Source organism: Dankookia sp. P2 (genome assembly GCF_050632255.1).
GTDB lineage: Bacteria > Pseudomonadota > Alphaproteobacteria > Acetobacterales > Acetobacteraceae > Paracraurococcus.
On the sequence record NZ_CP192581.1, the window covers coordinates 1,227,290 to 1,249,166 of the forward strand.

21 protein-coding genes and 3 pseudogenes are annotated in these 21,877 nt (G+C 72.8%); 10 read left to right on the forward strand and 14 right to left on the reverse strand.

What is annotated here, in order from left to right; genetic code table 11:
- The first annotated feature begins 82 nt into the window (after positions 1–82).
- The 3 genes from ACQ86J_RS07390 to ACQ86J_RS07400 all read left to right on the forward strand — a co-directional run bounded on the left by ACQ86J_RS07390 (position 83) and on the right by ACQ86J_RS07400 (position 1,935).
- Positions 83–226 carry a hypothetical protein gene (locus ACQ86J_RS07390; RefSeq protein WP_431270621.1) on the forward strand — a complete coding sequence of 48 codons (144 nt, stop codon included), beginning with the start codon at positions 83–85 and terminating at the stop codon, positions 224–226.
- Entirely contained in the window at positions 223–996 is a 774-nt protein-coding gene (locus ACQ86J_RS07395; protein WP_431270622.1) for a PLP-dependent cysteine synthase family protein, read from the forward strand. The genes ACQ86J_RS07390 and ACQ86J_RS07395 overlap by 4 nt, the downstream gene beginning before the upstream one ends.
- A gap of 90 nt (positions 997–1,086) precedes the next feature.
- Complete coding sequence (locus tag ACQ86J_RS07400) at positions 1,087–1,935, forward strand: universal stress protein (RefSeq protein WP_431270623.1); 849 nt, start codon at positions 1,087–1,089, stop codon at positions 1,933–1,935.
- 42 nt (positions 1,936–1,977) lie between these two features.
- Here ACQ86J_RS07400 and ACQ86J_RS07405 read toward each other — a convergent pair whose 3' ends face one another.
- Positions 1,978–2,277 carry a DUF2312 domain-containing protein gene (locus ACQ86J_RS07405; RefSeq protein ID WP_241671129.1) on the reverse strand — a complete coding sequence of 100 codons (300 nt, stop codon included), beginning with the start codon at positions 2,275–2,277 and terminating at the stop codon, positions 1,978–1,980.
- Between the two features lie 177 nt (positions 2,278–2,454).
- A pseudogene (locus ACQ86J_RS07410) lies at positions 2,455–2,757 on the reverse strand (DUF1244 domain-containing protein); the annotation flags it as partial.
- A gap of 44 nt (positions 2,758–2,801) precedes the next feature.
- On the opposite strand from ACQ86J_RS07410, the gene ACQ86J_RS07415 reads away from it, so the two are divergent.
- The gene (locus ACQ86J_RS07415) at positions 2,802–3,176 is read left to right on the forward strand and encodes a nuclear transport factor 2 family protein (protein ID WP_431270624.1); all 375 of its coding nucleotides are present in this window, start codon (positions 2,802–2,804) and stop codon (positions 3,174–3,176) included.
- On the opposite strand, the gene ACQ86J_RS07420 is transcribed toward ACQ86J_RS07415, so the two are convergent.
- Both ACQ86J_RS07420 and ACQ86J_RS07425 read right to left on the reverse strand, forming a co-directional pair.
- Complete coding sequence (locus ACQ86J_RS07420; protein WP_431270625.1) at positions 3,177–4,142, reverse strand: tripartite tricarboxylate transporter substrate-binding protein; 966 nt, start codon at positions 4,140–4,142, stop codon at positions 3,177–3,179.
- Between the two features lie 144 nt (positions 4,143–4,286).
- Positions 4,287–5,358 (reverse strand): annotated as a pseudogene (locus ACQ86J_RS07425) (tartrate dehydrogenase).
- A gap of 44 nt (positions 5,359–5,402) precedes the next feature.
- Between ACQ86J_RS07425 and ACQ86J_RS07430 the strand changes: the two are divergent.
- The 4 genes and pseudogenes from ACQ86J_RS07430 (at position 5,403) to ACQ86J_RS07445 (ending at position 9,892) form a co-directional block, all read left to right on the forward strand.
- Positions 5,403–6,110 carry a GntR family transcriptional regulator gene (locus ACQ86J_RS07430; protein ID WP_431270626.1) on the forward strand — a complete coding sequence of 236 codons (708 nt, stop codon included), beginning with the start codon at positions 5,403–5,405 and terminating at the stop codon, positions 6,108–6,110.
- A 124-nt stretch (positions 6,111–6,234) separates the two neighbouring features.
- The gene (locus tag ACQ86J_RS07435) at positions 6,235–7,632 is read left to right on the forward strand and encodes a glycerate kinase type-2 family protein (protein WP_431270627.1); all 1,398 of its coding nucleotides are present in this window, start codon (positions 6,235–6,237) and stop codon (positions 7,630–7,632) included.
- Positions 7,633–7,941: 309 nt separating this feature from the next.
- A pseudogene (gene pyk, locus ACQ86J_RS07440) lies at positions 7,942–9,378 on the forward strand (pyruvate kinase).
- 229 nt (positions 9,379–9,607) lie between these two features.
- Complete coding sequence (locus ACQ86J_RS07445; protein WP_431270628.1) at positions 9,608–9,892, forward strand: hypothetical protein; 285 nt, start codon at positions 9,608–9,610, stop codon at positions 9,890–9,892.
- On the opposite strand, the gene ACQ86J_RS07450 is transcribed toward ACQ86J_RS07445, so the two are convergent.
- Positions 9,825–11,396 (reverse strand): DUF2231 domain-containing protein, encoded by a 1,572-nt coding sequence (locus tag ACQ86J_RS07450; RefSeq protein WP_431270629.1) that lies wholly within the window; start codon positions 11,394–11,396, stop codon positions 9,825–9,827. The two genes, ACQ86J_RS07445 and ACQ86J_RS07450, sit on opposite strands and share 68 nt — an antisense overlap.
- Before the next feature lie 253 nt (positions 11,397–11,649).
- Between ACQ86J_RS07450 and ACQ86J_RS07455 the strand changes: the two genes are divergently transcribed.
- Entirely contained in the window at positions 11,650–13,176 is a 1,527-nt protein-coding gene (locus tag ACQ86J_RS07455) for a hypothetical protein (protein ID WP_431270630.1), read from the forward strand.
- 146 nt (positions 13,177–13,322) lie between these two features.
- Here the strand turns inward: ACQ86J_RS07455 and ACQ86J_RS07460 are convergent, their stop codons facing one another.
- The 3 genes from ACQ86J_RS07460 to ACQ86J_RS07470 form a co-directional block, all read right to left on the reverse strand.
- A complete protein-coding gene (locus tag ACQ86J_RS07460; RefSeq protein ID WP_431270631.1) occupies positions 13,323–14,501 on the reverse strand; it encodes a methylated-DNA--[protein]-cysteine S-methyltransferase in 1,179 nt (392 codons plus the stop codon).
- Positions 14,502–14,809: 308 nt separating this feature from the next.
- The gene (locus ACQ86J_RS07465) at positions 14,810–15,142 is read right to left on the reverse strand and encodes a tetratricopeptide repeat protein (protein ID WP_431270632.1); all 333 of its coding nucleotides are present in this window, start codon (positions 15,140–15,142) and stop codon (positions 14,810–14,812) included.
- Between the two features lie 347 nt (positions 15,143–15,489).
- A complete protein-coding gene (locus ACQ86J_RS07470; protein ID WP_431270633.1) occupies positions 15,490–16,482 on the reverse strand; it encodes a Bug family tripartite tricarboxylate transporter substrate binding protein in 993 nt (330 codons plus the stop codon).
- A 135-nt stretch (positions 16,483–16,617) separates the two neighbouring features.
- On the opposite strand from ACQ86J_RS07470, the gene ACQ86J_RS07475 reads away from it, so the two are divergent.
- Positions 16,618–17,706 (forward strand): YihY/virulence factor BrkB family protein, encoded by a 1,089-nt coding sequence (locus ACQ86J_RS07475; protein WP_431270634.1) that lies wholly within the window; start codon positions 16,618–16,620, stop codon positions 17,704–17,706.
- Between the two features lie 119 nt (positions 17,707–17,825).
- On the opposite strand, the gene ACQ86J_RS07480 is transcribed toward ACQ86J_RS07475, so the two are convergent.
- The 6 genes from ACQ86J_RS07480 to ACQ86J_RS07505 form a co-directional block, all read right to left on the reverse strand.
- Entirely contained in the window at positions 17,826–18,335 is a 510-nt protein-coding gene (locus ACQ86J_RS07480) for a hypothetical protein (protein ID WP_431270635.1), read from the reverse strand.
- Between the two features lie 78 nt (positions 18,336–18,413).
- Positions 18,414–18,818, reverse strand: coding sequence for a hypothetical protein (locus ACQ86J_RS07485; protein ID WP_431270636.1), 405 nt, complete (start codon positions 18,816–18,818; stop codon positions 18,414–18,416).
- Positions 18,819–18,858: 40 nt separating this feature from the next.
- Complete coding sequence (locus ACQ86J_RS07490; RefSeq protein WP_431270637.1) at positions 18,859–19,080, reverse strand: DUF2798 domain-containing protein; 222 nt, start codon at positions 19,078–19,080, stop codon at positions 18,859–18,861.
- Positions 19,077–20,372, reverse strand: a complete 1,296-nt coding sequence (gene glcF, locus ACQ86J_RS07495; protein WP_431270638.1) for a glycolate oxidase subunit GlcF — start codon at positions 20,370–20,372, stop codon at positions 19,077–19,079. Before glcF ends, ACQ86J_RS07490 begins: the two co-directional genes overlap by 4 nt.
- Positions 20,373–20,497: 125 nt before the next feature.
- Positions 20,498–21,502 (reverse strand): hypothetical protein, encoded by a 1,005-nt coding sequence (locus tag ACQ86J_RS07500; protein ID WP_431270639.1) that lies wholly within the window; start codon positions 21,500–21,502, stop codon positions 20,498–20,500.
- Complete coding sequence (locus ACQ86J_RS07505; RefSeq protein ID WP_431270640.1) at positions 21,460–21,801, reverse strand: hypothetical protein; 342 nt, start codon at positions 21,799–21,801, stop codon at positions 21,460–21,462. The genes ACQ86J_RS07500 and ACQ86J_RS07505 overlap by 43 nt, the downstream gene beginning before the upstream one ends.
- Positions 21,802–21,877: the final 76 nt, after the last annotated feature.

A 21,877-nucleotide genomic window follows, 5' to 3' on the forward strand; every position in this document is an offset into this window, starting at 1 on the left:
ATCCTGTCCGCTGGCCAGCACTTTCCTCAAGCGGCAGGGTGGATTATTGGTTGCATTACCAAAATCCACGGAGTGACGTCGTATGAAAGCCCAGAGCGTTCTCGAGACGATTGGCGGCACGCCGCATATCCGCCTGAACCGCCTTTTCCCTGGCGTCGAGGTCTGGATCAAGTCGGAGCGCAGCAACCCGGCGGCTCGATCAAGGACCGCATCGGCATCGCCATGATCGAGGCGGCCGAGGCCGAGGGGCGGCTGAAGCCGGGCGGCACCATCATCGAGCCGACCTCGGGCAATACCGGCATCGGCCTGGCCATGGCCGCCGCGGTGAAGGGCTACAAGCTGGTCCTGGTGATGCCAGAGAGCATGTCGATCGAGCGGCGCCGGCTGATGCAGGCCTATGGCGCCAGCTTCGACCTGACCCCGCGCGAGAAGGGCATGAAGGGTTCCATCGCCCGGGCCGAGGAGCTGGCGGCGGCCACGCCCGGCGCCTGGATCCCGATGCAGTTCGACAACCCGGCCAATATCGCCATCCATGCCAAGACCACGGCGCAGGAGATCCTGGCCGACTTCCCGGAAGGCCTCGACGCGCTGATCACCGGCGTCGGCACCGGCGGCCACATCACCGGCTGCGCCCAGGTGCTGAAGGCGAAGTGGCCGGGCCTCAAGGTCTTCGCGGTAGAGCCCACGGCCTCCCCGGTCATCTCGGGCGGCGCCCCCTCCCCGCACCCGATCCAGGGCATCGGCGCCGGCTTCATCCCCGGCAACCTGCACACCGACCTGCTGGACGGCGTCGTCCAGGTGACGGCCGACGCGGCGAAGGACTTCGCCCGGCGCTCGGCGAGCCGGGAAGGGCTGCTGGTCGGCATCTCCTCCGGTGCCACGCTCGCGGCCATTGCGCAGAAGCTGCCGAAGCTGCCGGCCGGCGCCCGGGTGCTCGGCTTCAACTACGACACCGGGGAGCGGTATTTCTCGGTGCCCGACTTCCTGCCGGAGTGATCGCGGCGGGGCGCGGCGCTTGATCCCGGTCAACGCGCCGCGCCCTCACCGAGCCGGACTCGGCACCTCGCCACCCCGAGGGAGGGTTCGATGCGGCTCAAGGACATCCTGGTCCATCTCGATGCGACGCCGCGCTGCGCGGCGCGGCTGCAACTGGCCGTCACGCTGGCGCGGCAGCACGATGCCCACCTGACCGGCCTGCACGTGGTCGAACCCCTGGTGCCGGCGATGGCGCTGGCGGATGGCGGCGGCGGCGGCCTCCTGCTCGGCGACCTCATCGACCAGATGCGGGCGCAGGCGCTCGGCGCTGCCGCCACCATCGAGGCCGGGTTCCGCGAGACGCTGCGGCGCGAGGCGATCCGCGGCGAGTGGCGCCTGGTGGAGGGCGGCCTGCCCGAGGTCGTGGCGCTGCACGCCCGCTATGCCGACCTGGCCGTGCTCGGCCAGCGCGACCCGGCGGACCCTGCCTCCCATGCCGGCCTGGTGGTCGAGCAGGTGCTCTTCGCCGCCGGCCGTCCGGTGCTGGTGGTGCCCTATGCCGGCCGCTTCGAACAGGTCGGGCGGCGCGTGCTGGTCGGTTGGAACGCGAGCCGGGAGGCGGCGCGGGCGGTGGCCGACGCGTTGCCGATCCTCGCCGCGGCGGAGAGCGTCACGGTCCTGGCGGCCAACCCGGATGCCGGGCCGGGCCGGCAGGGCGAGGAGCCCGGCGCAGACATCGCTTTGCACCTGGCGCGGCACGGCGTGACGGCGACTGTCGAGCGGGTGACGGCACCGGGGACGCCGGATGCCGAGGTGCTGCTGAACAAGGCCTCCGAGCGAGCGGCGGACCTGCTGGTGATCGGCGCCTATGGCCATTCCCGGCTGCGGGAGATAGTGCTGGGCGGCGTCACCCGGACGCTCCTGCAGGCGATGACCGTGCCGGTGCTGATGTCGCACTGACGCGGATGGCGGGCGGGAAGGCGTGCCTCCCCGCCCGGCGCATCACATGCCGAGCGCGCGGCGGTAGAGGTCGAGCAGCGTCTCCTGCTCCTCCACCTCGGCCGGCTCCTTCTTGCGGATCGAGATGATCTGGCGGACGACCTTCACGTCGAAGCCCGCCGACTTCGCCTCGGCGAAGATGTCCTTGATGTCGCTGGCGAGGGCCTTGCGCTCCTCTTCCAGCCGCTCCACCCGCTCGATGATGCTGCGCAGCCGGTCGACGGCGATGCCGCCGACTTCCGGATCAGGATCGGCCTCCTGCCGGGCACGGCTCGCCCGGGCCTCGTCTTCCACGTCACTCATCGCCTGCGGCCCCCTATGCGAAGGGGGCGGGTTTACCGGTCGCGGCCCGTGGCAGCAACGGCAATCCGCCGCCCCCGCGGGGCCCGCGGTCAGTGGCCCGGATTCGCCGCGGCGAGATTTCGCCTTCTGCTCGGCGCTGGCCTCCTTCTGGTACTTCGCCTGCCATTCCTTGTAGGGCATGCCGTAGACGATCTCCCGCGCGTCGGGGTCGGCAAGCGTGATCCCCTGCTCGGCGGCGCCCTCGCGGTACCAGCGCGAGAGGCAGTTCCGGCAGAACCCCGCCAGGTTCATCATGTCGATGTTCTGCACGTCGGTCCGCGTGCGCAGGTGCTCGACCAGCTTGCGAAAGGCGGCGGCTTCCAGCTGGGTGCGGGTGGCGTCGTCGAGATTCGGGTGCGGCCATGGCTCTGTCCTCCGGTCCTGGCGGTCATTTGGGGCCGGCCGGGGCGGTGCGACAAGGCGGGGCCAGCGGCATTGCATGGGGACGGGCCGCAGGCCGGGCCCGCGACCCCGGGAGGATGCCCATGCCGACCGCCGGATTCGACTTCGCCGCCCTGCGCCAGGCGCTGGAACGCGGCGATGCCGCGACGCTCGCCGCGCTCTATGCCGAGGATGCGGAGATGACCATCGTCGACCGCAACCGGCCGCCCAGCGCGCCGCTGCGGCTGCTGGGCCGGCCGGCCATCGCCGGCTTCTGGCAGGATGTCTGCGCCCGGGAGATGACCCATGCGGTGGCCGAGGAGGTGGTCGGGCCCGAGCGCATCGCCTTCGTCGAGCATTGCGCCTATCCGGACGGCTGCAACGTCGTCTCGGCGATGACGCTCGACCTGCGGGAGGGGCGGATCGCCCGCCACCTCACCGTCCAGGCCTGGGACGAGGTGAGCTGCTCGCCCGGCTGATCAGTCCGCGTATTGCCCGGCCGCCTGGATGATCGGCCGCCAACGGGCCACCTCCTCGGCCAGGAAGCGGGTGTGGAAGGCCTCGGTGGCGTGTTCCTGGCTGGCCGGCTCGGTCACCAGGTCGGCCAGCCGGGCCAGCAGCTTCTCCTCCCGCAGGGAGGCGCGCAGCGCCTCGGACAGCCGGGCGCGGATCTCGGCCGGGGTCGCCTTCGGGGCATAGAGCCCGTGCCAAGTGCTCATCGCCAGGCTCGGCTGCCCGGCCTCGGCGGTGGTCGGCAGGTCGAGGCCGGGGACCCGCTGCGGCAGGGTTACCGCATAGCCCTTGATCCGGTTCTCCCGCAGGAAGGTCGCGGTATTGGTCGCCTGGTCGCAGAACAGGTCGATCCGTCCGGCCATCAGCTCGGTGATCGCCGGCGCGCTGCCGCGGAACACCACCGACGTCAGCGCGGTGCCCGCCGCATGCTGCAGCAGCATCCCGCACAGTTGGTTGGCGGCGCCGAGGCCGGAATGGGCGAGGGTCAGCTTGTCCCCCTCCCGCTTGATCGCCGCCATGACGCCGGCGAGGTCGGCGGCCGGGAAGTCGGGCCGCGCCACCACGGTCATCGCCGCGTCGGAGGCGAGGCCGAGCGGCGCGAAGCTGCCCTGCACGTCGTAGGGCAGCTTGCGGTACAGCGTCGCCGCGCTGGCATGGCCGATATGGTGGAACATCAGCGTGGTGCCGTCGGGCCTTGCATTGGCGACCCGGGCGGCGGCGATGGTGCCGCCGGCGCCCGTGACGTTCTCCACCACCACGGCTTGGCCGAGCTCGCGCCCCATGCCTTCCGCGACCAGCCGGGCGATGACGTCGGTCGGCCCGCCGGCGCTGAAAGGCACGGTGACGGTCACCGGCCGGTCCGGCACCCAGGCAGCCCGGGCGATGGCGGGGAAGGCGAGCGGCGCGGCAAGCAGGGCGCGACGGGAGAGCATGGGGCGTTTCCTTCCCGGAAAAAGCAAGGTTGGGGAGAAGGTATTCTCCCCAAACCCCTCATCTATTTTTCTGAGTCGGGTCCCGACTCACAAAAGGAAGGGAGGGGTTCGGGGAGGGAATACTTTTCCCTCCCTGACCTTCTCTCAGTCGTTGGCACCGCGGATGGCGGCGATCACCGCCTCGGTGACCTGCTCGGTATTCGCGGTGCCGCCGACATCCGCGGTCATGACGCCGTCAGCGCAGACGCGTTCCACCGCCGCCATCAGCCGTGCCGCCGCCGGCGCCTCGCCGATGTGCTCCAGCATCATCGCCGCGGTCCAGAAGGTGGCGACCGGGTTGGCCACGCCCTTCCCCGCGATGTCGAAGGCCGAGCCGTGGATCGGCTCGAACATCGAGGGGAAGCGGCGCGAGGGTCGAGGTTGGCGGTCGGCGCCACGCCGAGCGACCCCGCCAGCGCGCCCGCCAGGTCGGACAGGATGTCGGCATGCAGGTTGGTGGCGACCACGGTGTCGATGCTGGCCGGCTTCTGCACCATGCGCGCGGCCATGGCGTCGACAAGCTCCTTCTCCCAGGTCACGCCGGGGAAGTCGCGGGCGACCTCGGCGGCGATCTCGTCCCAGAAGACCATGCCGTGCTTCTGCGCGTTCGACTTGGTGACGACGGTCAGCTTCTTCCGCGGCCGCTTCGCGGCGATCTCGAAGGCCGTCCGCATGATCCGGGTGACGCCGGCGCGGGTGAAGATCGCCGTCTCGGTGGCGATCTCCTCGGGGTGGCCGCGATGCGCGCGGCCGCCATGGCCGGCATACTCGCCCTCGGAGTTCTCCCGCACGATCACCCAGTCGATGTCGCCGGGCTGCACGGCGCGCAGCGGGCTGGTCAGGCCGGGCAGCACGCGGGTCGGGCGGATATTGGCATACTGGTCGAAGCCCTGGCAGATCCGCAGCCGCAGGCCCAGAGCGTGATGTCGTCCGGCACGTGCTGGTCGCCGACCGCGCCGAAGAAGATGGCGTCGAACCCCTTCAGGGTCTCGAGCCCGTCCTCGGCCATCATCTCCCCCGTCTCCCGGTAGTAGTCGGTGCCCCAGGGGAAGTCGGTGACGTCGAGACGGAAGTCGCCGCTCCGCTCGGCGAGCGCATGCAGCACGCGGAGGCCGGCGGGGATGACTTCCTTGCCGATGCCGTCGGCGGGGATGGCGGCGATCCTGTGGGTGCGCATGGGGACTCCTGGGACTCCGGGGTTGTGGTGGCATGCTAGCTGGCATGGAAGACGAGACAGGCCTGCGGGTCCGCCCCGCGGCACGACCCGGCCGGCCGCACGAGAGCCTGGCCCAGGCCGCCTATGCGGCGCTGAAGGCCAGCATCCTCGAGGGGCTGCTGCCCCCGGGGCACGAGGCGGTGGAGCAGGCGATCGCCGACCAGCTCGGCATGAGCCGCACCCCGGTACACGAGGCGGTGCTGCGCCTGCAGCACGAGGGCTTCCTGCAGGTCCTGCCCCGCCGTGGCGTGCGCGTGCTGCCGATCGACCCGACCGACCTGCGGGAGACCTACGACGTGCTGGTCGCGCTTGAAGGCGCGGCGGCGGCGCTGCTGGCCGGGCGTGGCGCGGCCGGCGCGGCGGCACTGGACGGGATGACGGCGGCAACCACGGCCATGGAGGCGGCCCTGGCGGCAGGCGACCGCCACGGCTGGGCGGCGGCCGACGACCGCTTCCATCGCACCCTGCTGGAGGGCGGCGGCAATGCCAAGCTGGCCCGGCTGGCGCTGACCGCGGCGGACCAGGCGCAACGCGCCCGCAGCGCCACGGCCGCGCGGCGGCCCTACCCGGCCACCTCGACCACCGAGCACGCGGCGATCCTGGCCGCGCTGCGCGACGCCCAGCCCGAGGCCGCCCGGCTGGCGGTCGCCGCGCATCGGCGCCGCGCCAGCGAGGAAATCCTCCGGGTGCTCGGGGCCCTTCCGCTCGGCTGACCGCATGGTGCCTGGTTTGCTGCCGCCCATGCGCCGCTTCTTCCATACCACGAGAAACTTTACAAGCTGCCCCTGGCGCGGCATGCCGCGGGAAGGGACAAACGCCCCGGATCGGGAGGACGGCATGGCGAGCGGAACCGGAACCGGGCACTGGGACGATGCGACGGCCCGCGCCGCCCTGCTGCGGCTGTTCGAGGCCGGCGTGCGCGCCGCCGACCCGCTCTCGGTCCTGGCGCCCCACCTGCCCGCCCCGCCGACCTCCGGCCGCGTCGTGGTCGTCGGCGTCGGCAAGGCGGCGGCGAAGATGGCGCTCGCGGTGGAGCAGGCCTGGCCGGCGGTGCCGCTGTCGGGCCTGGTCGTCACCACCCACGGTGCCGACCTGCCCGACCCGCCGCCGAACCGGCGCATCCCCGTCCGCTTCGCCAACCACCCGGTGCCGGACGCGCATGGGACCGCCGCAGCGGCCGAGATCCTGGCGGCGGTGCGGGGGCTCGCGCCCGATGACCTCGTGCTCTTCCTCGTCTCCGGCGGCGGCTCCTCGCTCTCCACCCTGCCCGCCCCTGGGCTGACGCTCGACGACCTTGTTGCGGTCAACCGCGAGCTGCTGCGCTGCGGCGCGCCGATCGACCACATGAACTGCATCCGCAAGCACCTGTCCGGATTCTCCGGTGGGCGGCTGGCGGTGGCGGCGCATCCGGCGCGGGTGGTGACCCTGGCGATCTCCGACGTGCCGGGCGACGACCCGGCGGTGATCGCGTCCGGCCCCACCATCGCCGACCCGACGACCTTCGCCGAGGCCCGGGCCCTAGTCGCCCACTACCGGATGCGGCTGCCCGAGGCGGCGGTGCGCCACCTGGCCGCGGCGGCCGAGGAGACGCCGAAGCCCGGCGACCCGCGGCTGGCCGGGACCGAGCTGCGGATGATCGCCACGCCGCTGATGGCGCTGCGGGCGATGGCCGAGGAAGCGCGGGCGCTCGGCCTCACCCCGCTCATCCTTGGCGACGCGCTGGAGGGAGAGGCGCGCGAGCTCGGCCGGACGCTCGGCGGCATCGCCCGCTCGGCCGCGACGCACGGGCTGCCGGTGGGGCGGCCGGCGGTGCTGCTCTCGGGCGGCGAGACCACGGTGACCATCGAGGGTACGGCCGGCGAGGGCGGCAGAGGCACCGAGACGCTGCTCGGCCTCGCCCTGGCCCTCGGCGGAGCGCCCGGGGTCTGGGCGCTCTGCTGCGACACTGACGGCATCGACGGCAAATCCGACGCCGCCGGGGCGATCGCCACCCCGGACACCCTGGCCCGGGCCCAGGCGCTGGGGCGCGACCCACGGGCAGCCTTGGCCGGCCATGACAGCACCGGCCTGTTCCGCGCGCTGGGCGACCTGGTGGTGACCGGGCCGACCCTGACCAACGTCAACGATGTCCGCGTGGTGCTGATCGGCCGACGCGTTGCGCCGGGCTGGCTCCGCGCATTTTTCCGTGAGACCTTAACCCGCCCACTGCGTTATGGCGCCGCAAGCGCGCTCTGACGGACACCGAGCTGAAGGACACGGTCTCCGACCGGCTTAAGCTTAAGTGTTAAGCTGTATATTAAGTCTACCCGGCCCGGCTTAACTCCCGCATAAGCTCGCGCCATGAGAGACGCCATCCTCGACGACCTGCTGAACCGCCGCGGCACCGGGGCGAAGATCGCCACCGCGCTCGGCATCACCCCTGCCGCCGTCTCGCAATGGCAGCGCATTCCGGCCGACCGGGTCACCGAGCTGGCCCGGCTGCTGGAGATGCCCGCCTGGCAGCTCCGGCCCGACCTCTTCCCCGCGCCGGAAGGCAAGCTCCGCATGGCTCCCCGCATCCCGCTGCGCCGCCGCCGCCGCACCAAGATCGTCGCCACCCTCGGCCCGGCCTCGACGAGCCCGGAGGTGATCGAGCGGCTGTTCCGCACCGGCGCCGATGTCTTCCGGCTGGATTTCAGCCATGGCACCCATGCCGACCATGCCGAGCGCATCGCCACCATCCGCGCGCTTGAGGAGAAGACCGGCCGTCCCATCGGCATCCTGGCCGATGTCCAGGGCCCGAAGCTGCGGGTCGGCCGCTTCCAGGGCGGCCGGGTGCAACTGCAGACCGGCCAGCCCTTCCGGCTCGACCTCAACCCGACGCCTGGCAATGTCGGCCGCGTCCAGCTTGCCGCACATCGAGATCATCCAGGCGGCGCAGATCGGCACCTCCCTGCTGCTCGACGACGGCAAGCTGCGGCTGCGCGTCACCCGCGTCCGCGGCGACCACCTAGAGACCGAGGTGGTGGTCGGCGGCGCGCTGTCGGACCGCAAGGGCGTCAACGTCCCCGACGTGGCCCTGCCGATCCCGGCGCTGACCGAGAAGGATCGCGAGGACCTCGACTTCGTCCTGCCCCTCGGCATCGACTATATCGGCCTGAGCTTCGTCCAGCGGCCGGAGGACGTGGCCGAGGCCAAGGCGATCGCCGCCGGCCGGGCGCTCATCATGGTCAAGATGGAGAAGCCGCAGGCGGTCGAGAACCTCGACGCCATCATGGCGCTGACCGATTGCGTCATGGTCGCCCGCGGCGACCTCGGCGTCGAATGCCCGCCCGAGGAAGTGCCGCTGATCCAGAAGCGGATCGTCCGCGCCGCCCGCTCGGCGGGCAAGCCCGTCGTGGTGGCGACGCAGATGCTGGAAAGCATGATCGCCTCGCCCTCCCCGACCCGGGCCGAGGCCTCGGACGTCGCCACCGCGGTGTTCGACGGGGCCGATGCGGTGATGCTCTCGGCCGAGACCGCCGCCGGCCAATACCCCTACGAAGCCGTCAACATGATGGACCGCATCGTCGCCAGGGTGGAGCAGGACCCCGACTGGCGCCGGCAGACCGACACCGCCCGGCCGGACCCCGAGCCGAACAGCGCCGGCGCCATCGCCGCCGCGGCGCGGCAGGTGGCGCATACCATCCAGGCCCAGGTGATCGCCACCTTCACCTCGACCGGCAGCACCACTCTCCGCGTGGCGCGGGAGCGGCCGGACTGCCCGATCCTAGGCCTGACCGCCAGCATGGAAAGCGCGCGGCGCCTGGCCGTGGTCTGGGGCGTCCATCCGCTGCTGACCCAGGAACCGCACAGCATGGGCGACATGGTGGCCAAGGCGCTGCGGGCGGCGCAGCAGGAGGGCTTCGCCAATGCGGGCCAGGAAGTGGTGGTCACCGCCGGCGTCCCCTTCGGCACGCCCGGCACGACCAACGCGCGCTGCGGGTCGCAACGGTGAAATAAGCCGCTTGCGGCATTACACGATGGAAAGATACGCCGGCTTGCGCGTTGCCGCTGGCGACAGGGCTGGCGGGCCTCTGGGTCCGCCCTCCTGCCGCCAGACAGGGGAACACCGACATGAGCATCACCCGACTTGCCGGGGCCGCCGCGATGGCGGCCGGCCTTGGCCTCCTCGCCGCCTGCCAGAGCCAGACGCCGGCCTACTACGCCGCAGCCGGGCGCCAGCGCCGCCATGCCGGTCGTCCCCGGCACAGCCCGGATCATGGGCGGGTCGAGCAATGCCGACATCCAGCGGGTGCAGCAGGGCAGCGGCGCCCAGGCGCCGATCGTGCCGGGCACCGGAAGGATCATGGGCGGGATCAGCAATGCCGAGGTGCAGCGCACCATGCCCGCCGGCACCGGCGTGGAGGCGCCGATCGTGCCGGGCACCGGACGGATCATGGGCGGGATCAGCAACGCCGAGGTGCAGCGCGCCGGCGGCGGCGCCCCTCCGCCGGGTGGCACCGCGCCGCGCTGACGCCCCCGGGGCGCCGCCCCAGTGGCATCGCGCGGGTCAGGGCGCTCTCCAACAGCCGGATCTTCAGTGCCCGGAAGGCGTGCCGGGCACGGGAGGTCCGGGCTTCCTCCAGCAGCGCCTCCAGTGCATGGCCGATCTCGCGCAGCCGCGTCTCGCCGAGCCGCTGCGCCTCGACGAACATCGACCGCTCCTCGGAGCCGGCATGGTGGTCCACCGCCGCCTGCAGGGCGCGCAGGTGTTCCTCGAATTCCGGGCTCGCGGTGCCGAGCTTCAGCGTCATGGCGAGGAGGTCGGCGAGTTGGCGGTGCTCGGCATGGGCCACCGCAACATCCTCGCTGACCGGCTGGACCGCGGGGTAGAACAAGCGGTCCTCGATCATCTCGTGGATCTCCAGCTCCTCTGCCAGCGCCCGCATCAGGTCCCGCCGTTCCGGGTCCTCGCGCGGCATTGCCAGGATGCGGGCGAACATCCGCCGCAACAGGGTGTGGTGCTCGACCAGCACCTCGTCCGCCTTGCGGCCGCGCGGCCCGCCTTGCGGACCCGCGGCGCGGGCCACCCTTGCCTCGGTCACCACCTCGTCGCCCGGCTCCTGCTCCCGCCGCAGCTCGACCATGCCGTCGCGGATGCGCAGAGCGTAGCGCGGTTGCGGCGTGGTGGAGGGTCCATCGGTCGGCCGGCCGGTCTCCAGGCAGTAGCGGGAGCCGTGCCAAGGGCAGACCAGCCGCCCCTCCAGCACCCAGCCCTGGTCCAGCGGCCCGCCGGCATGGGAACACCGGGCGCCCATTGCATGGACCTTGCCGCCATGCAGCACCAGGGCGATGCCGATCGCCTGCCGCGTGTCGGCATCCGCCACCTCGACCCGGCGCGGCCGGTCCTCCGCCAGCTCGGCCAGGGGCAGCACCGCCTGCCATTCGCGCGGCTCCGGGCTGCGATCGGCATGGTCCACCCCGACGCGGCGGCGATAGACGAGGTGCCCGCCGAGATACCCGCCCGCCGCCATGCAGCCGAAGGCCGCGGCCGAGGCGAGCCGCTCCTCCCCGCGCCGGCCGCGGCCGCGCAGCACGAGCGAAAGCAGGTTGAGCCCGAGCGCAGTGCCATTCGCCAGCGCATGCACCAGGCCCAGTCGGCGGTCGCGGCCATCGGTGTATTGCCAGTCGGCCATCCCCGTTGCCGCGGCGGCGACCGCGCCCAGCGCACCGGCCCGCAGTGCGGTGTCCGCCACCTCGGCCGCCTGGCGGCCGCGCACCAGGCCGAAGGCCGCCAGCAGGTCGAGTCCGAGCGCGAGGGTCCAGCTGCCGATCGGCAGCGTCACCAGCATCGGGTGAACCGGATGGCCATAGCCGGTGCCGTGCAGCGCATTTCCCAGCCGCCGGGCCGGCCGGCCGATGACCTGGGCCGGGCGGGCCAGGGCATTGCCGATGGCGTAGCCCGGCGGGTCGAGCGCCTCAGCCGCTTCGATCCGCCCGATCAGGGTCTGCGTCCCACGCCGCCGGCTGCGCGCCATCGCCTGCTCTCCTCCCGGGCGCATCGCCGCCTGCGAGCCGCCATGCCGGCCTAAAGCTGCGGCGGCATCGCGGTTCGCCGGCCGGGCATGGGCGCGGAACCCGGGCGTGGAAACAGGATCGTGACCGGCCCGGAGCGCCACCGCGACCCGCCGGCGATTGACCCCGGCAGCCCGAGCAGGCGCCATGCCCGACACACTCGGGGGCTTGGGGGAGATACGTATGCTTGGGGCGTCACGCCGGCCGGGACCGGCCATGCTCGTGCTGTGCTCGACCTTCCTGGTGCCGCTCGCCGGCTGCGGCCTGACGGTCGAGCGCGCCGATCGCGTCGACAGCCTGCAGCGCGGCCTCGCCACCTCCCAGGCCGAGGGCGGCGCGCTGCGCCTGCGCGTCGCCGAGCTGGAGCGGACGCTCGAGCAGGAACGCCAGGCGGCCGGCGACCTCGCGGCGCTGGAGGCGAAGCTGGCCCAGGCGCGCGGCGCCCTCGGCGCCGCCCAGCGCGGCCGCTCGGCCGCCGAGGCCGAGGTGAAGCGGCAGCGGGCGCAGCTCGCCGCCGAGGAAGCGCGGCTCGGTGGCCTGCAGACCGAGGCCGGCCAGCTCGAGCGGAGCCGCTCCGAGCGCACCGGCAGCTTGGCCGAGACCGAGCGGCGGCTCGGCCTGCTGCAGGAGCAGGCCGGCGGCGAGGACCGCCGGCTCAGCGGGCTGCGCGAGGAGACCGCGACGACAGAGCGGCGGCTGGCGGGATTGCGCGACCAGGTCGCCGGCCAGGATGGCCGCCTCGTCGCCCTGACCGAACGCATCGCCGCAGAGGACCGGCGGCTGTCCGCCCTGCGCAGCGAGGCCATGGCGACCGACCAGCGCCTCGCCGGGCTGCGCCAGCAGGCAACGGCGGAGGACCGCACCCTGGCCGGCCAGCGCGACCGGGTGGCGCAGGAGGAAGCCCGGCTGCAATCGCTCCGCAGCACCATCGCCGAGGCCGAGCGGACCGTCGCCGAGCGCCGCACCGCGGGCACCGAGGCGGAGCGCCGGCTGGCGACGCTGCGCGAGCAGACCGCCGCGGCGGAACGCAGCCTGGCGGAGACCAATGGCCGGGTGACCCGCAGCACCCAGGCGGCCGAGGCCGCCGACCAACGCGTCAAGGGACTCGAGGCCCGCGGCGCGGAGCGCGGAGCAGCGCCTGGCCGGGCTGCGCGAAGGCGTGACCGCGGCCGAGGCGACCCTGGCGGAACGTCGCAACGCGGTCGGCCAGGCGGAAGCCGAGCTGGCCCGGCTCGGCACCGCGCGCGACCAGGCCCAGGCCACCCTGCGCGGGCTCGAGGAGCGCAGCGCCGCGCTGCGCGGCGAGATCGGCACCGCCGAGAAGCGGCTGGCCGAGCTGCGCGACGGCACCGCGACCGAGGAGCGGCGGCTGCAGACCGCCCGCGCCGAGGCCGCCGCCGCCGACCAGGCGCTGGCGCAGCGGCGCAACGCGCTGGCCGAGCTCGACACCCGCGCCCGCAGCCTGGAAGCCGAGACGCGGCAGGCCAGCTCGGCCTCGGATGCGGCGCGTCAGGAACAGGCGGCGCTGCGCCGCGACCTCGAAGCGCTGCGTGGCGAGGTGGGCGGGCTGGAGCGCCGGCGCGAGGCGCTGAACGGCGAGATCGCCACCGCCCAGGCCAGGCTGGAGGCGCAGCGGCGCGACCTGGCCGACGTCACCGCCCGGCTGGCGCGGGAGCGGGCGGAGGCGGCCAGGCGATCCCGGCCGCGGCGCCGGAAGGTGGCGGGCCGGCCGGCAACCGCTGACGACAAGGAAGGTCGGGGAGGAAAAGTATGCCCTCCCCGAACCCCGCCCTTCCTTTCTGTGGGCTCGGCACTCGCCGCGCTACGGCTGCCGGACGCAGAAAAACAGATGAGGGGGCCCGGTGGAGAATACCTTCTCTCCCGGTCTTTTACTTGCCGGCACGCTCCTTCGCCAACAGCGCGCGCTTGCGCGGCACGCCCCAGCGATAGCCGGTCAGGTCGCCATCCTTGCCGACCACGCGGTGGCAGGGCACCGCCAGCGAGACATGGTTCTGCGCGCAGGCCCGGGCCACGGCGCGGATCGCCCTTGGCGCGCCGATCGCCTCGGCCATCTGGCCATAGGTCCGGGTCTCGCCGAAGGGAATTGCCACCAGCGCCTCCCAGACCCGCCGCTGGAAGGCGGTGCCGCGAAGATCCAGCGGCAGGGCGAGCGCCGCCTTCGGCTCTTCGAGGAACTCCACGACGTCCCGCACCGTGGCCGCCAGGGCCTCGGGCGCTGGCTCGACCCGCGCCTTGGGGAAGCGGTGCCGCAGGTCGCCTTCCAGCGCCGCGTAATCCTCGGCGAAGCCGATGAAGCGAACGCCGCTCTCCGTCGCGCCGACCATCAGGGGCCCCAGCGCGCTCATCGCGGTGGCGGTGCGGATCGTCTCGCCCTCCCCGCCCCGGCGGGCGGTGCCGGGAGTCATGCCAAGGACACGTCCCGGCGCCTCATAGACCCGGCTCTCGGAGCCGTAGCCGGCGCCGGCAACGGCTTCCGCCACCCGGTCGCCGGCGGCAAGCGCGGCCTGCAGCCTGCGGGCCCGGACCGATCCGGCATAGCTGCGCGGCGTCACCCCGGTGATCTCCTTGAACAGCCGCAGGAAATGGTGCCGCGCATAGCCGGCGCGGTCGGCCAAGGTCGCCAGGCTCGGAATGGTCTCGCTGGCCTCGACCAGGTCGCAGGCGGCGCGGATGGCGGCGGCATGGATGGCGGCGCGCTCGCCGCGGGGGTCGCAGCGCTTGCAGGCGCGGAAGCCCGCCGCCTCGGCCGCGGCGGCATCGGCGTAGAAGCGGACGTTGCGCCGGAGCGGCGGGCGGGACGGGCAGCCGGGGCGGCAAAAAACCCCTGGGTCGTCACCGCATAGAGGAAGTCCCCGCAGGCGGGGGACGGGTCGCGCGCCAGCAGGGCATCCCAGCGGGCGGCTTCGGGGTCGGGAATGGGGGCCATGTGCGTCATGGCGCCACTCTGCCTCCGGCCCCTGGCAGGGGCCATCCGGACATTGCCCCGGCATGCGCGGGCCGGGGCCGCCCACCAGCCAGACGGCCTCGGCCGGAGGCGGATGCCGCACCACCGCAGCCCATGGTTCCCGAGGCAGATCGGGCCGGCCGGGCGTTCACGCCCCGCCCCGATCCGCCCCGGCCGAACCGGGCTACTTGGAGGCCTGCACCGCCGCGGCGGCGGCCACCAGGCCGAACACCCAGGGAAGCACGTTGATCAACTCGTTCACGGTCATCGTCCTTGATCGGCAGGGCCGCATGGGCCTGCCTTCGTCCCGCCCTATCTGGAGCGCCGAAAGATTACAGGCCAATCATGTTTCCGGATTGCTGCCATGCACCGAACGAATGATCGCGGATCAACCCGCAATCGTGCCCAGCGTCAGGTGGTGTCGCCCTCGGCCTTCCGGCGTTGCTCCTTCAGCCGCTCCGCCCCGCCCGGCATGCGCGGGTTGATCGCCAGCGCCGCTTCCAGGCTGCGCAGCGCACCCATCGCATTCCCGGCTTCGTCCTGCAGCGCGGCCAGGCTCATCAGCGCCGCCCAGTGCCGGGGCTCGAGCCGCAGCACTTCCTGCAGGTCGCGCGCGGCGGCGGCGCTGTCGCCGGCCCGGGCGTAGGCCTGGGCGCGCAGGTACCAGGCATCGGGGAAGTCGGGCTGCAGGGTGATGGCGGCGTCGAAATCCTCCAGCGCCTCGGCCGGCAGCTGGGCCTCCACGTTGCGGGCACCGCGGCGGAGCAGCAGCGTGGTGGCGGGCGAGGCGGATTGCGCCCAGAGCGTGCGGATGCGCCCCTCGACCAGGGCGGCGCCGCTCTCGTCCGGCGCGGTGCGCAGCGCCTCGAAGGCGCGGTCGAGCTCGGCCTTCCGCGCCTCCGCCGCGCGCGCAGCGGGCTTTGCGGCACCGGGCCGGCCGGCATGGGCGCCTGCGCCAGGGCGGCGGGCGGCAGCAGGAGCATCAGGGCGAGGAGCCGGCGCATCCCTGAAAGGTCGGGCGCCCCGACACGGCTGGCAAGGGTCCTGCGGCGATCCGGCGGCAAGGCACCTGGACGGAGGCCGCCGCGTCCTCAGCCCCGCCCGAGCGTCAGGCCCGAATCCTGCACGATGGCGCGGAACTTGGCGACCTCAGCGGCCAGGAAGGCGCGGGTCTCGGCCGGCGTGCCCGGCCGGGCCGGGTCCACCCCGGCCTGGGCCAGGCGCTGCGCGGTGTCGCCCTCGGCCAGCGCCGCCCCCACCGCCCGCGACAGGGTGGCGGCGATCTCCGGCGGCAGGCCACGCGGCCCCGCCAGGATGTTCCAGGTGGTGATCTCGAAGCCCTTCAGCCCGACCTCGTCGAGGGTCGGGATATCCGGGAAGAGCGGGTGGCGCTGCAGCGAACTGACCGCGAGGCCGCGCGACAAGCCGTCCCGCACATGGCTGGCCACCGAGGCCAGCACCTCGAGCGAGTAGTCCACCTCGCCCTTGGCCAGCGCCTCCATGACCGCCGAGCCGCCCCGATAGGGCACATGCTCGGCCTTCAGCCCGCCGGCGCGCATCTTCAGGTACTCGCCGGTCAGGTGGCCGATCCCGCCCGCGCCGCTGGTCGCCCAGGTATAGCGGCCGGGCGACGCCTTCACTGCCGCCAGCAGTTCCTGCGCCGTCCCGAAACGGGACGCGGCGGGCACGACGAGGACGATCGGCCCGCCGCCGACCACGGCGATCTGGGTGAAGTCCTCGACCGGGTCGTATGGCGTGGTCTGCGGGAAGGCCGCCGGGTTGGTGCCGAGCGCGGAGGCCGAGGCCAGCAGCAGCGTGTAGCCATCCGCCGGCCGGTGCCGCACCCATTCGGCCCCGACCGAGCCGCCCGCCCCCGCCCGGTTCTCGACGATCAGCCGCGCCTGGGGCCCGAGCTGCGGCGCCAGCCGCTCCGCCATGATGCGCGCCGCGATATCCGTCGACCCGCCGGCGAGGAAGGGCACCACGATGGAGATCGGCCGATCCGGCCAGGCCTGCGCCCGGGCCGGGCGGATGGCGGGCGCGGCGAGCACGGCTGACAGCAACAGGCGGCGCGGCAGCGTCATGCGATGATCTCCCCGGACATTCTCGGCGCCGGCATGACGCGAAAACGGCCTTGCGGCAAATCGCAGTGGCGCGGGGCACCCGGGCCGCCCCTGCGGCGTTGGCGGGCCGTTGCCCCTCGCGTTCCGGAGACGCCGATGCCGACTGAACGCAGCCCGTACCCCGTCCTCGCCACCCTCGCCGCCGCCGGCGGGCTCGCCCTGCTGCTGACCGGACGCGGTGGCGGCGCGCCCCCGGCGCATGCGAGGGCACGCCCCGGCTCGCGTCCAAGCGCCACGCGTCCCGCGGCCCGATCCGGATCGTCGCCGGCAGCCGATCCGCGCGGCCGCGGCGCGGCGAGCCCGACGGAGATCCCCGCCCGGGGCTGGTGGGACATCGCCAAGCGTACCGCCTCCGAGGTCTCGGACGACCGGGTAATGTCGGAAGCCGCCGGCATCACCTTCTACGCCCTGCTCGCGCTGTTCCCGGCGCTCGGCGCGCTGATCTCGATCTACGGGCTGTTCGCCGACCCCGCGACGATCAACGACCATCTGGCGGCGCTGTCCGGCATCATCCCCGGCGGCGGCATGGAGATCATCACCGACCAGGTGAAGCGCATCACCGCCAAGGGCAGCGGCACGCTCGGCTTCGGCGCGCTGATCGGCCTCGCGACCTCGCTCTGGTCCGCCAACCAGGCGATGAAGGCAATGGTCGATCTGCTGAACATCGTTTACGGCGAGAAGGAGAAGCGTGGCTTCTTCAAGCGTCTGGCCGTGACCCTGGCCTTCACCGTGGCGGGCATCCTTTTCATCGTGCTGGCGATGGTCGGCGTGGTGGCAATCCCGGTGGTGCTGAACTTCGTCGGCCTCGGCGGCACGCTGGACACGGTGCTTCGGCTGGCGCGCTGGCCGGTGATGCTGCTGGCGGTCGGCCTCTTCCTCGCCTGCCTCTACCGCTACGGTCCGAGCCGGGAGCGGGCACAATGGCGCTGGGTGAGCTGGGGCAGCGCCTTCGCCTCCGTCTCCTGGATCGCCTTCTCGCTCGGCTTCTCCTGGTACGTCACGCAATTCGGCAACTACAACGAGACCTACGGCTCGCTCGGCGCGGCGATCGGCTTCATGACCTGGATCTGGCTCTCCTCCACCGTGGTGCTCGTGGGGCGGAGCTGGATGCGGAGATGGAGCACCAGACGGCGCGCGACACCACCACGGGGCCGGAGCGGCCGATGGGCACCCGCGGCGCAATGATGGCGGATACGGTGGCGGGCTAGAGGAGATCGCGACAGGGGCGTGAACGCCCGGACGCTTGAATCTGCCCTGAGAACAACCGTCCACCGTAGCCGCCGGCCGCGATGGGCCGGCCGGCCTCAGTTGCCGCGGCTGGCCCGGAGTGCGCGGGTGCTGGCCAGTTCGGCCTCGCTCACCGCCAGGACCTTGTCGCAGCCATCGGTGCGGCGCGGGGTGGCCTGGCAGACCGGCCGCGCCTCCCGCAAGCAGAGCCGGGCGGCGGCGAGGTAGAGGTCCTCGGCCGAGAGCACCATCGGGACGTTCTGGGTGTTGCGCTGCTTGCCGCGGGCATCTTCGGCGGCGCGGTAGGCGGCGGTGTCCGCCTCGGCGATCGCCGCCTCGCAGCCGGCGCGGGCGGCCGGATTGACGGCATTGCCCAATGCGCGCTGCCCGGCCTCGGCGACGCTGCGGGCGAGAGAGGCGCCGAGCGCATCCGGGGCACGGTCGGCGGCCGGCGCCGGCGCCTCGGCCCGCCACACCGGGAAGATGCGGTCGGGCAGGCTTACCCGCGGCACGGCCAGCATGCCGAGGACGCCGGAAGTAGCCCCCAGCGCGAAGACATAGAGCGGAGTGTTCCAAAGCCGGCGCACGGCGGGATCCATCCAAAATCTGAGATAACGCTACCGATTTGTTAACCAAAGGGCAAGGAGGCTGCAGTCAAAAACAATCTATTCGCTAATAATTAAACCTATATCGCAACGTCCTCTCCAGCAAGGATGTCCAGCCGCGCCGCCAGCCGGCCGCCATCGCGGTAGTCCAATCGCCACCCAGCGCCTCGCTGACCACCCCTGCAGCAGGCCGAAGAAGCCGTCGAAGAGCGCCGGCGGCACGCCGATGTTGACGTGGTTCATGCGCTCGATCCCGACCAGCCCGGCCAGGCGCTCGCCGCCGTCGAGCAGCGCCTCCACCGCCACGGCCAGCATCTGGCCGCGGACATGGCCGCCCGGATCCATCAGGAACAGCGACTCGGCCTCGGGGTGCAGGGCGAAGAGCCGGGCGTAGACGGCTGTCGCCGGGTCGGTGCAGCGGGCGGCGAAAAGCGCGAGGCTCTCGGCCACCGGGTCCTGGTCCATGCGCGCCTCCCGCTCTGCCGGGGAGGCTATCGCGCCCGAGTCAGGCCGTCAGCCGCCCGACGATGCGGCGCGCCAGCGGCAGGGCGAAGACCGCCGAGGGAAAGGCGAAGGCCCAGGCCAGCATCCAGTTCTTCAGCCAGAGCGGCACGAAGCCCGCGGGGAAGCCGATGCTGTTCGCGGTGATCAGGAAGGAGACGCAGAAGGCCATGAAGAAGGTCATCACCAGCGGCACCAGCACCGGCGTGAAGCGCGCCGGGATCACGCCGCCTTCGCCCGCCGTGCGGCCCCGACCGCCGCCGGTTCCGGCCCGCCCGCCATCCAGTCCAGCAGCTCGACCGTATGCACCACCGGCAGCGCGTCGCCGCCGAGCTGCGTCAGGCAGCCGATATTGCCGGCGGCGATCAGGTCGGCCCCCGTCCGGTTCAGGTTGTGCAGCTTGCGCGCCTTGAGCTTCCCGGCGATCTCCGGCTGCAGCAGGTTGTAGGTGCTGGCGCTGCCGCAGCAGAGATGCGGCTCGGCCGGGTCGCGCACCGCGAAGCCGGCCCGCGCCAGCAACTGCTTCGGCAGGGTGGTGATCTTCTGGCCGTGCTGCAGGCTGCAGGCCGAATGGTAGGCGACCGTCAGCCCGGGCTTCTCGCGGCTGGGCGCATAGGCGAATTTCTGCAGGGCTTCCGAGACGTCCATCGCCAGCGCCGCGACCTGCGCCGCCGCCGCGGCATCCGGCTCCTCGCGGAACATGAAGCCGTAATCCTTCACCGTCGTGCCGCAGCCCGAGGTGTTGATGACGATGCCGTCCAGCCCCTCCCCCGCGATCTCGCGGCCCCAGGCCGTGATGTTGGCGCGGGCCAGGCGCATCGCCGGGTCGTGGTCGCCCATGTGGTGGTTCAGCGCGCCGCAGCAGCCCTGCTCGCGGGTGATCACCACCTCGACGCCCATGCGGGTCAGCAGGCGGATCGTCGCCTCGTTGATCGAGGGTGCGAGGACCTGCTGGGCGCAGCCGGTCAGCAGCCCGACGCGGCCGCGGCGTGGCCCCTGCGCCTTGTGCACCTGCGGCGCCTGCATCGGGCTGGCCGGCGGCAGCACGCCCGGCGCCAAGGTCAGCATGGCCCGCAGCCGCTGGCCCAGCACATGCCCGCCCGGCACCAGCCCGGCCAGTGGCCGGCCAAGCCGGGCGCCGGCGACCGCCGCGCGGAACCGCGCGGGATAGGGCAGCACGGCGGACAGCACCCGGCGCAGCGCCTTCTCGTGCCAGGGCCGGTCGTAGGTCTCCTCGATGTACTTCCGGGCGTGGTCGACCAGGTGCATGTAGTTCACGCCGGAGGGGCAGGTCGTCATGCAGGACAGGCAGGACAGGCACCGGTCCACGTGTTTCACCACCTCGGCGGTCGCCGGCCGGCCGCTCTCGAGCATGTCCTTGATCAGGTAGATGCGGCCGCGCGGGCTATCCAGCTCGTCGCCCAGCAGCACGAAGGTCGGGCAGGTCGCGGTGCAGAAGCCGCAATGGACGCAGGTCCGCAGGATCGTGTTGCTCTCCCGGGTGTCCGGGTCGGCCAACTGCTCGGGCGCGAAATCTCGTCTGCATGCCTCTGGATATAGGCGGTGGCGCCGGAGGGGGGAACCAGCCTGCGCCGGGCAAAGCCCGGGGAGGGACAACTATTCCCTCCCCGCCCCCGCCGCGGTCAGGCGAACAGGTAGTCGACTCCGGCCACCAGGTGACCGACGCCCTCGACCGTGAAGGCCTCCCGGTGGCCGGCGCCGTCCACCACCCGGTAGTGCCCCTCGCCCAGGTCGCGCAGCCGCGCATCCGGCCCGAAGCCCTCGAACCGGATCAGGTCGCCGGCATGGAAGCCGGTGATGCGGTCGCCGCGGAGGCTGCCCGCCTGCTCGACGAAGGTGGTCTGGCCGCTGCCGCTCTCCAGCCAGTCATGCGTGCCGGTCAGGGCGAAGAGGTTCATCCCGCCACCGCCGACCACATGGTTGTGCCCCGCCCCGCCGGTGACGGTCAGGTTGACCATCGCCTCGGCCGTCACGGTATTGCCGCGACCGCCGAGCTCGACCGCCGCGGTCGAGAGATGACCGTCATAGATCGAGTTCCCGCGCGGGATCGAGAAGGGATAGATCGCATAGGGCAGCAGGCCGTTGGCGGCGATCCGGTCATCGAGCGTATCGGCGCCGATCGCCGTCAGCCGCAGGGTGGCGTGGCCATGGGTGGTGATCGCGGCCACCCCGCCGGCAGCATCGCTGGCAAAGGACCACAGCGCGGTGTCGCCGCGCGCCAGCACCAGGCTGCCCGCCCCGGCGCCGATGACGTCCACCCGCTTGTCCTGCCCGGTGCCGGTGAAGTCGGCATGCACCTCCTGAAAGGTCGCCAGCAGCCAGGCATCGCCATCGGCCCGGTGCGGGGTGAAGTCGAGCCGGCCGGAGCCGGTCCAGCTGCCGAGATTCTGGATGCGGGCGAAATCCACCCCGTCCAGCCGCACCGGCGCGGTCAGCACGTACTGCTCCGGCTCCCCGGTGGTGAAGGCACCCGACGCGATCGTCCCGGCGGCGAGGCTGCCGACCACCTCCTCGCGGATCAGCACCACCCGGTCGGGCAGCGGCGTCACGCTGCCATCCGCCGCCACCTGCTCGGGGTGCAGGATCAGCCGCGCCTCGTGCAGGCCGGGCGTCGTCGCGGAGAGCACCGCATCGACCTCGCCCCGCGGCTGCGCGGGCCGATATCGGTAAAGGCCTCGGGCAGGAAGAACCGCATCTCCGGGTCGCCCTGCAGCTCGAACCGCACGTTCAGCGCATCGGCGGGCGGCGCGGCGTTGTTCAGCACGGCGAAGCCGAAGGTCCGCAGCAGGCTGCCGGCCTCGACCTGGCCGAGGTCGAGCAGCCAATTCTCGCCCTCGGCGCTGAGGCCTGCCGGGCCACCCATCTGAAGCAGGGCAAGCAGCGGCGGCGGGCCGAAGGGCGCGGGAGCACCGGGTTCGTCTGGCATTCTGTCCATCCCAAGCCGGCCGGGTGCCGGCGGCGGAATCACAGACATACGAAGGCGGAATGTATACGCATCGACG

What these genes read in the sequence shown, in the direction of transcription:
- ACQ86J_RS07455 (WP_431270630.1), top strand. Translation starts at nt 11,650, where the DNA reads ATGCTCGTGCTGTGCTCGACCTTCCTGGTGCCGCTCGCCGGCTGCGGC.
- ACQ86J_RS07470 (WP_431270633.1), bottom strand. Translation starts at nt 16,482, where the DNA reads ATGACGCTGCCGCGCCGCCTGTTGCTGTCAGCCGTGCTCGCCGCGCCC.
- ACQ86J_RS07435 (WP_431270627.1), top strand. Translation starts at nt 6,235, where the DNA reads ATGGCGAGCGGAACCGGAACCGGGCACTGGGACGATGCGACGGCCCGC.
- ACQ86J_RS07445 (WP_431270628.1), top strand. Translation starts at nt 9,608, where the DNA reads ATGCCGGTCGTCCCCGGCACAGCCCGGATCATGGGCGGGTCGAGCAAT.
- ACQ86J_RS07485 (WP_431270636.1), bottom strand. Translation starts at nt 18,818, where the DNA reads ATGGACCAGGACCCGGTGGCCGAGAGCCTCGCGCTTTTCGCCGCCCGC.
- ACQ86J_RS07505 (WP_431270640.1), bottom strand. Translation starts at nt 21,801, where the DNA reads ATGCCAGACGAACCCGGTGCTCCCGCGCCCTTCGGCCCGCCGCCGCTG.
- ACQ86J_RS07405 (WP_241671129.1), bottom strand. Translation starts at nt 2,277, where the DNA reads ATGAGTGACGTGGAAGACGAGGCCCGGGCGAGCCGTGCCCGGCAGGAG.
- ACQ86J_RS07395 (WP_431270622.1), top strand. Translation starts at nt 223, where the DNA reads ATGATCGAGGCGGCCGAGGCCGAGGGGCGGCTGAAGCCGGGCGGCACC.
- ACQ86J_RS07450 (WP_431270629.1), bottom strand. Translation starts at nt 11,396, where the DNA reads ATGGCGCGCAGCCGGCGGCGTGGGACGCAGACCCTGATCGGGCGGATC.
- ACQ86J_RS07475 (WP_431270634.1), top strand. Translation starts at nt 16,618, where the DNA reads ATGCCGACTGAACGCAGCCCGTACCCCGTCCTCGCCACCCTCGCCGCC.
- ACQ86J_RS07400 (WP_431270623.1), top strand. Translation starts at nt 1,087, where the DNA reads ATGCGGCTCAAGGACATCCTGGTCCATCTCGATGCGACGCCGCGCTGC.
- ACQ86J_RS07390 (WP_431270621.1), top strand. Translation starts at nt 83, where the DNA reads ATGAAAGCCCAGAGCGTTCTCGAGACGATTGGCGGCACGCCGCATATC.
- ACQ86J_RS07415 (WP_431270624.1), top strand. Translation starts at nt 2,802, where the DNA reads ATGCCGACCGCCGGATTCGACTTCGCCGCCCTGCGCCAGGCGCTGGAA.
- ACQ86J_RS07420 (WP_431270625.1), bottom strand. Translation starts at nt 4,142, where the DNA reads ATGCTCTCCCGTCGCGCCCTGCTTGCCGCGCCGCTCGCCTTCCCCGCC.
- ACQ86J_RS07430 (WP_431270626.1), top strand. Translation starts at nt 5,403, where the DNA reads ATGGAAGACGAGACAGGCCTGCGGGTCCGCCCCGCGGCACGACCCGGC.